The sequence below is a fragment of the Hydrogenophaga sp. genome (genome assembly GCF_030656115.1).
Taxonomy (GTDB): Bacteria; Pseudomonadota; Gammaproteobacteria; order Burkholderiales; family Burkholderiaceae_C; genus Hydrogenophaga.
Genome location: NZ_JAUSOO010000007.1, coordinates 1 through 13,531 on the forward strand (window position 1 = coordinate 1; position 13,531 = coordinate 13,531).

13 protein-coding genes and 1 pseudogene are annotated in these 13,531 nt (G+C 64.2%); 10 read left to right on the forward strand and 4 right to left on the reverse strand.

The genetic code is table 11. The annotated features are described in order from the left end of the window. A pseudogene (locus Q7J58_RS00715) lies at positions 1 to 258 on the forward strand (amino acid ABC transporter permease); the annotation flags it as partial. A 24-nt stretch (positions 259 to 282) separates the two neighbouring features. Next, positions 283 to 1,041, forward strand: coding sequence for an amino acid ABC transporter ATP-binding protein (locus Q7J58_RS00720; RefSeq protein ID WP_304821988.1), 759 nt, complete (start codon positions 283 to 285; stop codon positions 1,039 to 1,041). 16 nt (positions 1,042 to 1,057) lie between these two features. Here the strand turns inward: Q7J58_RS00720 and Q7J58_RS00725 are convergent, their stop codons facing one another. Then, positions 1,058 to 1,528, reverse strand: a complete 471-nt coding sequence (locus Q7J58_RS00725) for a Cd(II)/Pb(II)-responsive transcriptional regulator (protein WP_304821991.1) — start codon at positions 1,526 to 1,528, stop codon at positions 1,058 to 1,060. 85 nt (positions 1,529 to 1,613) lie between these two features. Here Q7J58_RS00725 and Q7J58_RS00730 point away from each other — a divergent pair, with 85 nt between their 5' ends. The 8 genes from Q7J58_RS00730 (at position 1,614) to Q7J58_RS00765 (ending at position 8,600) form a co-directional block, all read left to right on the forward strand. Continuing rightward, positions 1,614 to 2,303 (forward strand): cation transporter, encoded by a 690-nt coding sequence (locus tag Q7J58_RS00730; protein ID WP_304821994.1) that lies wholly within the window; start codon positions 1,614 to 1,616, stop codon positions 2,301 to 2,303. A 32-nt stretch (positions 2,304 to 2,335) separates the two neighbouring features. Continuing rightward, positions 2,336 to 2,758 (forward strand): hypothetical protein, encoded by a 423-nt coding sequence (locus tag Q7J58_RS00735; protein WP_304821997.1) that lies wholly within the window; start codon positions 2,336 to 2,338, stop codon positions 2,756 to 2,758. 81 nt (positions 2,759 to 2,839) lie between these two features. After that, the gene (locus Q7J58_RS00740) at positions 2,840 to 4,267 is read left to right on the forward strand and encodes a hypothetical protein (protein ID WP_304822000.1); all 1,428 of its coding nucleotides are present in this window, start codon (positions 2,840 to 2,842) and stop codon (positions 4,265 to 4,267) included. A gap of 14 nt (positions 4,268 to 4,281) precedes the next feature. Next, entirely contained in the window at positions 4,282 to 5,685 is a 1,404-nt protein-coding gene (locus Q7J58_RS00745; protein WP_304822020.1) for a copper oxidase, read from the forward strand. 91 nt (positions 5,686 to 5,776) lie between these two features. After that, a complete protein-coding gene (locus Q7J58_RS00750; protein WP_304822023.1) occupies positions 5,777 to 6,226 on the forward strand; it encodes a cupredoxin family protein in 450 nt (149 codons plus the stop codon). A gap of 35 nt (positions 6,227 to 6,261) precedes the next feature. Further along, the gene (locus Q7J58_RS00755) at positions 6,262 to 6,738 is read left to right on the forward strand and encodes a DUF411 domain-containing protein (protein WP_304822003.1); all 477 of its coding nucleotides are present in this window, start codon (positions 6,262 to 6,264) and stop codon (positions 6,736 to 6,738) included. A 26-nt stretch (positions 6,739 to 6,764) separates the two neighbouring features. Next, positions 6,765 to 7,175 (forward strand): copper-binding protein, encoded by a 411-nt coding sequence (locus Q7J58_RS00760; RefSeq protein ID WP_304822006.1) that lies wholly within the window; start codon positions 6,765 to 6,767, stop codon positions 7,173 to 7,175. 87 nt (positions 7,176 to 7,262) lie between these two features. Further along, positions 7,263 to 8,600 carry a TAXI family TRAP transporter solute-binding subunit gene (locus tag Q7J58_RS00765; RefSeq protein WP_304822009.1) on the forward strand — a complete coding sequence of 446 codons (1,338 nt, stop codon included), beginning with the start codon at positions 7,263 to 7,265 and terminating at the stop codon, positions 8,598 to 8,600. Between the two features lie 114 nt (positions 8,601 to 8,714). On the opposite strand, the gene Q7J58_RS00770 is transcribed toward Q7J58_RS00765, so the two are convergent. The 3 genes from Q7J58_RS00770 to ettA all read right to left on the reverse strand — a co-directional run bounded on the left by Q7J58_RS00770 (position 8,715) and on the right by ettA (position 13,290). After that, the gene (locus Q7J58_RS00770; protein WP_304822012.1) at positions 8,715 to 10,835 is read right to left on the reverse strand and encodes a DUF1631 family protein; all 2,121 of its coding nucleotides are present in this window, start codon (positions 10,833 to 10,835) and stop codon (positions 8,715 to 8,717) included. A gap of 120 nt (positions 10,836 to 10,955) precedes the next feature. Beyond that, a complete protein-coding gene (locus tag Q7J58_RS00775) occupies positions 10,956 to 11,501 on the reverse strand; it encodes a DUF1415 domain-containing protein (protein WP_304822015.1) in 546 nt (181 codons plus the stop codon). Positions 11,502 to 11,628: 127 nt separating this feature from the next. After that, positions 11,629 to 13,290: an energy-dependent translational throttle protein EttA gene (gene ettA / locus Q7J58_RS00780; RefSeq protein ID WP_304822017.1), complete on the reverse strand. Its 1,662-nt coding sequence runs from the start codon at positions 13,288 to 13,290 to the stop codon at positions 11,629 to 11,631. Between the last annotated feature and the right edge of the window lie 241 nt (positions 13,291 to 13,531).

Below are 13,531 nucleotides of genomic sequence, written 5' to 3' on the forward strand. Positions count from 1 at the left end.
CAGGCCCTGGCCATGGTGGTGCCCAGCATCATGAACAACTTCATCTCGATCTTCAAAGACACCTCGCTGGTCACCATCGTGTCCATGTACGAACTCACCGGCGCACTGTCGCTGGCCCTGAACTCCGACGTGGAATGGCGCCCTTTCAAGATCGAAGCCTACCTGTTCATCACCCTGGTCTATTTCGCCTTCTGCTTTGCCATGTCGCGCTACAGCCTGTGGGTTGAAAAGCAGCTCAGCAGCAGCAAGGCCCGCTGAACGCGCACAAGAAGGAACAACCTCATGACCGCATCCTCTACCGCCGAACCCATCATCCGTTTCGACAAAGTCAACAAGTGGTACGGCAACGCCTTCCATGTTCTGCGCGACATCGATCTGTCGGTGGCCAAAGGCGAGCGCATCGTGGTGTGCGGGCCCTCGGGCTCGGGCAAGTCCACGCTGATCCGCTGCATCAACCGCCTGGAAGAGCACCAGCAGGGCCCCCTGACGGTGGACGGCATCGAGCTCACCGACGACATCAAGGCCATTGACCAGGTGCGCAAAGAGGTGGGCATGGTGTTCCAGCAGTTCAACCTGTTCCCGCACCTGACCGTGCTGGAAAACCTCACGCTCTCGCCCATGTGGGTCGGCAAGGTCCCGAAGAAGGAAGCCGAAGAACGCGCCATGCAGCAGTTGCAGCGCGTGCGCATTGCCGAACAGGCCGGCAAATACCCGCTGCAGCTCTCCGGCGGCCAGCAGCAGCGCGTGGCCATTGCGCGGGCGCTGTGCCTCACGCCCAAGATCATGCTGTTTGACGAGCCCACGTCCGCGCTGGACCCAGAGATGATCAAAGAGGTGCTGGACGTGATGATCGAACTGGCCAACATGGGCATCACCATGATTTGCGTGACCCACGAAATGGGCTTTGCCAAGGCGGTGGCCGACCGCGTGATCTTCATGGACCAGGGCCAGATCGTCGAACAAAACACGCCGCACGAATTCTTCAACAACCCACAAAACGAGCGCAGCCGGGACTTTCTCTCAAAAATTCTGGGGCACTGAGCGAAACCAGCACCGTCTAGACATGGCGGTGCCCGGCGGGCGCAGCCACCGCCGGCACCGCTTCGTCGGCGCGCTGGTGCAGCGCTTCAATGATGTGGCAATGCCCGTCCAAGCCGTCGCAGCGCTTGCGCAGGGCCAGCAGGTCTTTTTCAAGGGCGCGCAGTTCGGCCAGACGCTGGCGCACATGGCCCAGGTGCGCTTCCAGCGCCGTGCTCGCGGTGGCGCAATCGGCCTTGTTGTTCAGGTCCAGCGCCAGCAGGGTGCGCACTTCATCCAGCGACATGTCCAGTGCACGGCACTGCCGAATGAAGCGCAGACGGTGCATGTCGGCATCGCTGTACAAGCGGTAGTCGTTGTCGGCCCGGGCCTGGGGCTGCAACAACCCTTCGCGCTCGTAGTAGCGGATGTTGGCGGCGCTCACACCCGAACGCCGGGCGGCTTCGCCAATACGGTGTTGCGGCACCGGGGATACAGACGCTGCGGTCATGCTTGACATTCAAGTGGCTTCAAGGTTTCAAATCATGACATACCCCATCCGGGGCTGCCACCCGACCCACTGAAAGACACCCACCATGGCCTGCGCCTGCCACTCCAGCTGCTCCACCGAAACACCGGCCAACGCCGCCCCACCCACGATCGACCCGCGCTGGCGCCGGGCGCTCTGGATCGCGTTGGTGGTCAATGCGGCCATGTTCGGCGTGGAACTGGTGGCGGGCCTGCAAGCCAACTCGGTGTCGCTCCTGGCCGACGCGGTGGACTTTGCCGGGGATGCCGCCAACTACGCGCTGTCCCTGGCTGTGCTCAGCATGGCCCTGGTCTGGCGCAGCCGGGCGGCGCTGGTGAAGGGTGCCACCATGTTTGCTTATGGCCTGTTTGTGCTGGCGCGTGCCGGCTGGTTGCTGCACAGCGGCAGCGTGCCTGAACCACTCACCATGGGCCTGGTGGGCTTTGTGGCCCTGCTGGCCAACGCGGGCGTGGCGGTGCTGCTGTATGCGTTTCGCACCGGCGACGCCAACATGCGCAGCGTGTGGCTGTGCTCGCGCAACGACGCGCTGTCCAACCTCGCGGTCATGGCGGCCGCACTCGGCGTGTTCGGCACCGGTGCCGCCTGGCCTGATCTGGCGGTGGCCGCCGTCATGGCCGTGCTGGCGCTCACAGCCGGGCTCTCCGTCATGCGCCAGGCGCGGGCCGAGCTGGCACAGGCCTCACCGAAGCGACACGCCGAGGCGCCGCAGACCGTGGGAATACCCCACACCCACTGAACTTTCCGCTGGCGCCTTTATCATCCACAGCCATGCGCCACCTGTTGCTCGCCCTCCTGATTGCCCTGCTGCCCTTGCGCGCCTGGGTGGGTGATGCCATGGCGGTGTCCATGCTCGGGCACCCTGCAGCTGGCGCGGTGGCCACAGCGGAACACCCACCGGCGAGCACCCATGCGCACCCGGATTGCCCGGACCACGCTGGCGGTGTCCCGTTGCCCGTGACCGCGGTATCCGATCTGCATGACAGCGCCCACGGCATGGGCACACACCCTGTCGATGCCCCGCAACCCGACCACCACCAGCACAGCGCCTGCGACGTGTGCAACGGCCCAGCCCTGGTGGTATCGCTGCCCCTGGCCACCAACGCGTCGCAGGCCCACACCCTGCTGACCCTGCCTGCCGAACGCTTTGCCAGCGTTGCGCTGCAGCAAGGCATCAAGCCACCCATTTCCTGAGCCTTCAAGCCCGAAGTGCGTCTGCCGCAGCCCCATGGGGTCTGTGCGGCGGGCGCTGGTTTGTTTTGCCAGGAGATTCCCATGCCTGTATTTAGGCGCCCTTTACCGCCCCGCACGCCAGCGGGCAGCCCCCATCGACCGTCCGTTCGGGTGCCGTTCGCACCCCTCTGGTGGGCCGCCCTGCTGTGCGCAGCACCCGCGCTGGCCCAGCCGTCGGCAGCCCTTCGCGCGGCCGACCCGGCCACACCCGTGCCCGCCGTCACCGTGCCAGCGCTGCCGCCGGCCACGCCCGCCCAGCCCCTGGAACTGCCCACCGACATCGAGCGCGCCCGCGCCATCTGGCAGCAGGCCAACGCACAGGTGGCCGAGTTTCCCCGTGGCCACATCGACATCCTTCGCTGGGAGGCCCAAAACCCGGGAACACCGGCCACCAAAACACCCGCGTCAACCGGCTCCGCGCTGGACGCGGCCGAGGCGGTGCGCATATCGCTGCGCCAGCGCCCCGCCCTGTTCGCCCACGCGGGCATGAACGCGCTGGAACGCGCCGAGGTGCAACGCACCTATGTGGCCCATGTGCAGGCGGTACACAGCGCCTGGACGCAAGCCGTCACCGCCCGCCACAGCCTGCGCTTGATGACCGATGCGCTGTCTGCCGCCCGCACCGGTGTGGCCCTGGGCCAGCGCATGGTGCAGGCGGGCAACTGGAGCCAGGCCAAACTGATGCGTGAGCAGGTGCAAGAAGCCGCCGCCCAGCAAGCCGCAGCGCGCGCCCAACAGGCCCAAACCAGCGCCGACGAGCAGCTGGCCCGCCTGCTGGGTTTGTGGGACGGCGCGGCCATGGCCGAGCTGTTGCAGCGCTTGCCGCCCAGCCTGCCGGCGTTGCCAGAACAGGTGACTCCCGGCCCGGGCATCAGCCCGGCAGACGTGGAAGCGGCTGCGCTGCGCAGCCACCCCACGCTGACTTGGCAGCGTACCGAGGCGCGCCGCCAGCTGGCCGCGGTGCCGCCCGAGCGTCTGGTTGCTTGGCACCAAGCGGTCGACGCAGCCCTCAAAACCGACACCGCAGCAGGCCAGGATGCACCCTGGACCACACCGCAAATCAGCAACCTGCCTTTGCTGCGCGACCATGCCCTGGAGCGCGCCGTCAAGGCCGAATCCGCCTTGCTGCAAACCGCCACCGAACGCCGCTCCATGGCCCGCGAAGCCTGGGCGCAACTGCAAGCCCAACACGCCAGCGCACGCCATGCGCAAGACGTGCGGGTGCCGCTGCACACCACGCTGGAGCAAGAAACCCTGCTGCGCTACAACGGCATGCTGCAAAGCACCTGGGACTTGCTGACCCAAGCCCGTGAACGCTTGGCCGCCATCGACGCCGCCCACCAAGCCCGGCGCGACTTCTGGCTGGCCCACGCCGCCTGGCAAGCCCTGCTCGCCGGTGGCGACTACCAGAGCCCTGGCATTTCGTCCGCCCCCGCAGGCGGCGCCAGCACAGCACCCCAAGGACACTGACCATGACGCAACCCCTGAACCGCCGACACTTCTTCGCAGGCGCTGCCGCCACCGCCGCGGCCGCCACCAGCGTCAGCCGCGCCGCCCTGGCCGCCCTGCCCGAAGCGGTGCAACACACCAGTGCCGACACCGCAGCACCCTGGACGCCGCCCGGCGTCACCGGCGCGGGCCGCCCGTACAACCCGGTGGTCACCCTCAACGGCTGGACCCTGCCCTGGCGCATGAACCAGGGCGTGAAAGAATTCCACCTGGTGGCCGAGCCGGTGGTGCGCGAAATGGCCCCCGGCTTTCTGGTCAATATGTGGGGCTACAACGGCCAAAGCCCCGGACCCACCATTGAAGTGGTGGAGGGCGACAAGGTGCGCATTTTTGTGACCAACCGCCTGCCAGAGCCCACCACCATCCACTGGCACGGCCAGCGCCTGCCCAACGGCATGGACGGCGTGAGCGGACTGAACCAGTCTTACATACCCGCCGGCAAAACCTTTGTCTACGAGTTCGAAGCGCGCCGACCCGGCACCTTCATGTACCACCCGCACGCCGACGAAATGACGCAAATGGCCATGGGCATGATGGGTTTTTGGGTCACGCACCCGAAGCAGAAACACCCGCTGATTGACGACGTGCAGCGCGACTATTGCTTCTTGCTCAATGCCTTTGACGTGGAGCCCGGCAGCATGACGCCGCAGGTGAACACCATGCTCGACTTCAACATCTGGGCCTTCAACAGCCGCGTCTACCCCGGCCTGAGCCCCTTGGTGGCGCGCCTGGGCGACCGGGTACGGGTCCGCGTGGGCAACCTCACCATGACCAACCACCCGGTGCATATCCACGGCATTGAATTTGAAGTGACCGGCACCGACGGCGGCCCGGTGCCCAAAACCGCCCGCTGGCCCGAGGTGACCACCGATGTGGCCGTGGGCCAGATGCGGCAGATCGAATTTGTGGCCGACGAACCCGGCGACTGGGCCATGCACTGCCACAAAAGCCACCACACCATGGGCGCCATGGGCCACGGCGTGCCCACCATGATCGGCGCCGACCACCGCGGCCTGGTCAAAGGCCTGCAAAAAGCCGTGCCCGACTACATGGTCATGGGCGAGCGCGGCATGGCCGACATGAAAGAAATGGAGATGGAACTGCCCCACAACACCTTCCCCATGATGAGCGGCACCGGCCCCTACGGCCCGATTGGCATGGGCGGCATGTTCACCACGCTCAAGGTGCGCGCCGACCAGAAGCCGGGCGACTACACCGACCCCGGCTGGTACCAGCAGCCGCCCGGCACCCGGGCGCGTGAAGTGACCACGCCCACTGCCCAAGCCGTGCAAGCGCCCGGCACAGCGTCAACCGAAACCGCAACCACCACACCGAGCGCGACCGCACGCAAGCCGCAAGGCCATGGCGCTCACCACTGAACCCGAACTCACAGGAACACCATCCATGAAAATCAACACCCCTACCCGCCGCCGCTTTCAGCAACTGCTGCTCGGCCTGCCCCTGCTGCCCATGGTGGCCGCACATGCCCACGGCGAGCGCCACGACGGCCACATGAAAACCGGCCCGGTGGTGAAGGAACAAAAGCCCTGGGGCATCGCCGCTGAGCCCAGGGAAGCCCAACGCACGGTCGAGATCCGCATGACCGATGAGATGAAGTTCAGCCCCAGCCACCTCGACGTGCGCGAGGGCGAAACCCTGCGCCTGCGCGCCGTGAACCGGGGCAAGGTGATGCACGAAATCGTCATCGGCACCCGCGAAGAACTGGCCGAGCACGCCGAGATGATGAAAAAGCACCCCAACATGGAACACGACGAGCCCTACATGGCCCATGTGCCTCCAGGCAAACGGGGTGACATCGTCTGGACCTTCAACCGCGCTGGCGACTTTGAATTTGCCTGCCTCATACCCGGCCACTTTGAAGCCGGCATGCGCGGCACCGTGCGCGTGCGCCCGGCCTGAACCGCTCCGCTTTCAACCCATTTTGGAGACCCCTCATGCAACGACGTTCCTTGCTGCTCGCCACCCCCGCACTGGCGGCCATGGCGCTGCTGCCCGCCCTGGGCAGCACCCAAACCACCCCGGCCCTGCCGGTTCTCCAGGTCTGGAAAGACCCCAACTGCGGCTGCTGCAACGACTGGGTGGAATACCTCAAGCGCGACGGCTTTCAGGTGCAAATTTTTGACACCGGCAACACCGCGGTGCGCAAGCGCCTGGGCCTGCCCGACAAGTACGGCTCGTGCCACACGGCGCTCATTGGCGGCTACGTCGTGGAAGGCCATGTGAACGCACGCGAAATCCGCCGCCTGCTGGCCGAAAAGCCCAAGGCCATTGGCCTGGCCGTACCCGGCATGCCCGTGGGCAGCCCGGGCATGGACGGCCCGGAATACGGCACCCGCAAAGACCCTTACGACGTGGTGCTGGTGCTGGCCGACGGCAGCAGCCGCGTCTACCAGTCGTATTTCCGCGGCTGACCCACCCCCCCACAGAACACCAAACCATGAACACACCCCATACCTTGAAAACCGCACAGCACGGCTTGCGCGCCAGCACACTGCTGGCCCTGCTGCTGGCCAGCGGCATGGCCCTGGCCCAAACGCACAACCACGCCCACGGCGCCCCGGCAACCACCGAGACACCCGCAGCCGCCACACCCACTGCGCCCACTGAAACCGCCAGCAACGGCCTGCCCTGGGCCGAAGCGGAGATTCGCCGAATCGACGCCGCTGCGGGCAAGCTCAGCCTGAAGCATGGCGACATCAAAAACCTGGACATGCCCCCCATGACCATGGTGTTTCAACTGCAGGACAAAGCCCTGCTGGGCAAGCTGGAAGTCGGCGACCGGGTGCGCTTCACGGCCGACAAAGTCAACGGCAGCTACACCGTGGTGGACATCCAGCCCCTGCCCTGAGACACCACCGAGCCGATCGCCCACCAGCCCGTACACCACCCGCCAGCGGCCAGGTGCCACCCGCAAAGGGCGTGCTAATGTAGCGGCATGCCCCACAACATACGCTACACCTTGCTGTCGCTGCGCGATCTGGCGGTGTCCATCGGCCCTGTGGCCCTGCTCACGGCCGCCTTGCTGGCGGTCACCTACTGGTGGCTCGACCCCAACCCGCCCCAGCGCGTGGTGCTGGCCACCGGCCCGGCCCAAAGCGCTTACGACGAGTTCGGCAAGCGCTACGCCGAAGCGCTGCAGCGCTACGGCATCACCGTCGAACTGCTGCCCTCCGAAGGCTCGTCAGCCAACCTCGAACTGCTGCGCACCGGCCAGGCCGACCTGGGTTTTGTACAGGGCGGTACGGCCGACATTGGCTATGACGACGAAGAATCCATTGCCTCGCTGGGAAGCCTGTTCGTGGAACCCCTGTGGCTGTTTTACCGCGAAGAGGCTGCGCTGCGGCTCAACCACACAAGCACCGTGGCCAACCTGGCCGAACTCAAGGGCTGGCGTGTCAACGTGGGCACCGCAGGCAGCGGGGTACCCCGGCTGTTCAACACCTTGCTCGACGTCAACCGCATCGACACCCGCCAGATCCAGCTCAGCGAACTGGAACAAACCCCCGCCACGGTGGCGTTTCTGAATGGCGAACTGGACGCGGTGGTGTTCGCCTCGGCACCCGAGTCGCTCATGGTGCAAATGCTGCTGCAAACCCCGGGCATCAAGCTGATGGACTTTGCGCAAAGCGAAGCTTATTCGCGCCGCTTTGGCTACCTCACCCCGGTGGTCATGCCGCAAGGCGTGGTGGACCTGGCCGCCAACATTCCTGCCAGTGACGTGCGCCTGGTGGCGTCCACCACCAGCCTGCTCACCAGCGCCAAGACCCACCCGGCCATCCTGCAACTGTTCGCACAGACCGCCACCGGCCTGCATGGCCGCCCGGGCTGGTTCACCCGTGCCCGCGAATACCCCAGCCTGGAACTCAGCGAGGTGCCTGTTTCAGCCGAGGCGGTGCGAGCCATCCAGAGCGGCCCGCCATTTTTGCAACGCTACCTGCCGTTCTGGATCGCGAACCTCATTGAACGCATGTGGCTGGCCATGGGTCTGATCATTGCGCTGGCGCTGCCACTCTCACGCATCGTGCCCCCGCTCTACACCTTTCGCATCCGCTCGCGCGTGTTCCGCTGGTACGCGGAGTTGCGCGACATCGAACAGCGCCACGAAAGCAACAACCCCCATGGCGCCACGCCGGTGCAAGACCTGTTGGAGCAACTCGATGCCATGGAAGAAAAGGTCGAAAAAATCGTGGTGCCCCTGTCTTACACCGACGAGCTGTACGCCCTGCGCAACAACATCCAGTTGGTGAGAAAAAAGCTGCAACGCAAGGGTTGAATACAGCAGGCGGGCCGTCTCTCAGCGGCTCTGCGCGTAACGCGGCCTGCAAGGCGCGAGCACGCCAAGCAGGGAGATCCGATCCGCGCCAGCCAAAACGCGGAACGCAAAGGGCTATTGCTTAGCGCTGTTGATCCACGCCTGACGCGCCACGGCATCCAGCGCAGTGTCCACCACACCATGGTCGGCAACCACCCGCAAACGGTCTTGCTCCAGCAACCGCTCCAAACCACGCCGGGTCATGGAAAGTGATCGACCGTCCGCACCTGTGAACAAAAACATGGTTCCATGGGGACTCGCCCAAGTGATCTGGCAGCGCAAAGCTTGGCCGTCCTGCCAGACGTCAACCCACGTCCCCACGGGGAGCGCTTGGGCATGCGGGTTCGCCATCTCGGCCTTGATGTCAGCCCAATCCCGCGGCAAAAGTTGCGTATCCGCAAAAGCGGGCTTGGGGTCCATCACCAAATCGTCTATGAAACCCGAATTCCGGGCTTCCATGGGCTGCATCCAAGGCTCAGGTTCGGCGTCAAACTGGCGACTGGGCTGCGCCTCAGGCGGCGTTTCGTTGCGAGGCGTTTTGTAAGCCGCCATGTGCACATCCATCAGTGCCTGAAAAAAGGACTCGGTTTGCTCGCTCGGGTAGTCGATGGATTCAAGACCTTCCCGCAGCGTTCGCAACACATTGGGTATGGCTTTGATCAGCCGCGGTCGGTTGCGACTGGCCAAGGCCAACTGCGACGACCACAACAGGTCGGGCAAGATGTCCATGTAGCGCGAGGCAGACGAATCGGTAGGAGACAGACGGGTCTGGCTCGCCGATGGCGCCGCCGCATTGATGCGTGCCTGGGCCACCACCTGGGACCATGGACCGCTCAGGAAACGCCTCACAAAACTGGGCGCGCGCGCGAAATCGTTGCGCGACGCAATTTCTGCAACCACACGTTCGGCCAGCAAGTTGCGCTGCTCCACACGCACCAGGGTCTGCACCGCCAAGCCACGTGCCTGAACTTGTGCGGGCTCAATCGCCTCACTTTGTGAACGGCTGAGAGCCTCCAGCAGCGCAGGAAAACGGGCTGGGAGATCGGGTCCGGGCGCATGCAACGCACGGACAATGCCCTGCACCTCGCTGGCAAACGCCGCATACCCTGGATTTTGCTCACTGGTGAATGCGAGGCTGCGCTCGGTCACGGTGTCCAGCAACCGGCGGGCGGGGTTGTTCCGGTCGGCAAAAAAACGGGGGTCGCTGCGGGCCAGATGCAGCAAGGCCGGCTCCATGCCAGCCAACATCTTGCGCAAAGGTGCCAGCAAGCGGCTGTCTTCGGCAATACTGCGCATCATCAAGGTCACCACCTCGGCGGCCAGGGTTCGCACCATGCCATTGCTCATGCTGGGTGGAACCGGGTCCGCGGGATCGGCCGGATGGGTGGGATCGTGGCTGCCTGGCTCCTGATGACCCACCAGCAACTGGTGCAAATGGTCCAAGGTCAACAGGGCGTTGTTGCCCAATGTCGGGGCATGGGGCGCGGATTCTGCCCTTCCCGATGCCGCAGAACCCCAACCAGCACCGGAGGGAAAGCGGGTTTGTAGCGACTGGATCACGTTGTAACCGGCAGGCACGATGCCCATGCTGTCCAGCAGCTCGCTCAGTCGGATGTACATGCTGTTCAATTCGTCAGCCAGCGCCACGGCACCCGTTTTTAGCCAGCGAGAGCGCACTGCAGCCTCCACAGGCACACCATTCAGCGCCTGCATCAGTGCCGCCACCACCATCTCGGTGCGCAACGGATTGGCTTCCGAACGGACACGATCCAAACCCTGGGCACGGCTCATGCGGGCGTTGAGTACAACCAATGTTTCATCGGCAGCCATCTTGATGACCTGCTGCACCTGGGCAAACTCCACCGTTTCTTGCACCTGCTCATCGCCCATGAGCTCCAGCTCATCAAACCTCATCGATCGAAATTCTCGAGCAGGTAATCCGACCGTGCGCTGGGCGTCTTGCAGCGACGCAGCAAACGCTTCGATGAATCGAGCCGCCATCAGTTCGCGGTAGCGTTCGAGCTGCAAACGGGCTTTGACGATGGCCTGCTTTTCAGTCAAGAGAACCACCACACCCTCACGCTGGTGCAAGGTCTCGTGCAATGTAGACAACCAGCGCGGTACCCACTCCCGCATTTGCGCGAGGGCTTCGGTCAGACAGGCTTCAAACGCCTGTGAAGAATGGCTGGGTTCCATACTGCTAGGTGTCTTTCCGCCCCATGCTTGAGAGGCACATGTGCCATGCATTATGGGCACAGTTGCGGGACAAAACCACCAAAAACACAGAGGGAAACGGGCCCTTTGAGGCTGTGAAATTCAATTTTTTTGCAGCAAAGCTTGCCAGCCTGCCACACCCAGGTCCCGCAGGGTCTGCAAATTTCGCTCCACAATCTTTTCGGCATCGCCCGCGTCCGAGGCAATGGCCCGCTCCACGCTGTCTTCGCGCAGCAGGTGCAGCGTCGGGTAAGGTGCACGGTTGGTGTAGTTGGTCACGTCGTCCGGCGTGGTGCCGTCAAACTGAAACTGCGGGTGAAAACTGGCCACCTGGATCACGCCGTCCAGCCCATGCTCAGCCACCACATCGTCCACCACGCTGTGGAAATCGTTGAACACCTCGAAGTCGGGAAACAGCGTGGGGTGCACCAACAGCGTGGTGTCCACCTCTTCGGCCGGTGTGCCCTGCAACAGATCCAGCTCGCGGTCCAGCTCGTCCAGAAAAGCATCCAGATGCCGCGCCGAACTCACCACGATGCGCACTTGGTTCTTCACATACACCGCCCGTGCAAACGGGCACAGGTTCAGACCGATCACGGCCTTTTCGATCCAATGGCGCGTGTCGGCCAGCACTTGTTCGTTGGTCATGGGAGAAAACGCTGATCGAAGGAAGGGAAGTTTTCGCAGAATGCCGCGGGTCCGGGTTTCCCGGCCCGCAGGCATTGCCCCCTTGAGGGGGTGACGCGCCGCCAGGCGCGGCGCGGGGGTGGGCTTGTCACCCCAGTGCTTTGTAGCGGAAGCGCTTGGGCTTGGCGCCCTCTTCGCCCAGGCGCTTCTTCTTGTCGGCTTCGTACTCCTGGTAATTGCCGTTGAAAAACACCCACTGGCTGTCGCCTTCGGCGGCCAGGATATGGGTGGCAATGCGGTCCAGGAACCAACGGTCGTGGCTGATCACCAGCGCGCAACCGGCGAATTCGAGCAGCGCGTCTTCCAGCGCGCGCAGGGTCTCCACGTCCAGGTCGTTCGAAGGTTCGTCCAGCAGCAACACGTTGCCGCCTTCAGCCAGCGTCTTGGCCAGATGCAGACGCCCGCGTTCACCACCCGAGAGGCTGCCCACGCGTTTTTGCTGGTCGCCGCCCGAGAAGTTGAAACGGCCGCAGTACGCGCGGCTGGGCATCTGGAACTTGCCCACGGTGATCATGTCCAGACCGCCCGAAATGTCTTGCCACACGGTCTTTTCGTTCGCCAGGTCGTCGCGGCTCTGGTCCACCACGGCCATTTTCACGGTCTGGCCAATCTTCACTTCGCCGCTGTCGGGCTGCTCTTTGCCCGAAATCAGCTTGAACAGCGTGGACTTGCCCGCACCGTTGGGGCCGATGATGCCGACGATGGCACCGGCCGGAATCTGGAAACTCAGGTTGTCGATCAGCAAGCGGTCACCAAAGCTCTTGCTCACGTTTTTGAACTCGAACACCTCGTTGCCCAGGCGCTCGGCCACGGGAATGAAGATCTCGTTGGTTTCGTTGCGCTTCTGGTAGTCGACGTCGCTCAGCTCTTCAAAGCGAGCCAGGCGGGCCTTGCTCTTGGCCTGGCGGCCCTTGGGGTTCTGGCGCACCCACTCCAGCTCCTTCTTCATGGCCTTGGTGCGCGCGTCTTCGGTGCGCTGCTCCTGCTCCAGGCGGGCTTCTTTCTGCTCCAGCCAGGTCGAGTAATTGCCCTTGTAGGGAATGCCGTGCCCACGGTCGAGTTCCAAAATCCACTCGGCCGCGTTGTCCAAAAAGTAGCGATCGTGGGTGATGGCCACCACGGTGCCCGAGAAGCGCTTCAAGAACTGCTCCAGCCACTCCACCGACTCGGCGTCCAGGTGGTTGGTGGGTTCGTCGAGCAGCAGCATGTCGGGCTTGGACAGCAGCATGCAGCACAGCGCCACGCGGCGCTTTTCACCGCCCGAGAGCAGGCCGATCTTGGCGTCCCAAGGCGGCAGTCGCAATGCGTCGGCCGCGATTTCCAACTGGTGCTCGCTGTCGGTGCCGGCGGTGGAAATGATGGCTTCCAGCTGGGCCTGTTCGGCGGCCAGGGCGTCGAAGTCGGCGTCCTCTTCGGCGTAGGCCGCGTACACCTCGTCCAGGCGCTTTTGTGCGGCACGCACACCGCTCATGCTGGATTCGACCGCTTCGCGCACGTTTTGCTCGGGGTCGAGCTTGGGCTCTTGCGGCAGGTAGCCGATGCGGATACCCGGCATGGGAATCGCTTCGCCCTCGATCTCTTTGTCGATGCCGGCCATGATTTTGAGCAGCGTCGACTTGCCCGAGCCGTTGGTGCCGAGCACACCGATCTTGGCGCCGGGGAAGAAGGAGAGCGAGATGTCCTTGAGAATCTGGCGCTTGGGCGGCACGATTTTGCCGACCTTGTTCATGGAAAAGACGTATTGAGCCATTGCTGTGTTTGCCTCAGGAATATGCGGCCCGAATGGGCGTTGAACCCAAGATTATCCCAGCATGCGACAATATGGGCTGTTGAGCACTTCAGTTGGCTCAACACCAGCACTTTGCTGGGGTGTGCGCCAACCACGGGCTGCCACCAAACTCTTGAATCCATCTGCCCCAGACTGGCCAGGCGCTGCTCCTCACACGGAAGCCGCAACTGGAGTGGCCGATGCCCCCAGCGCCCTGGACGGG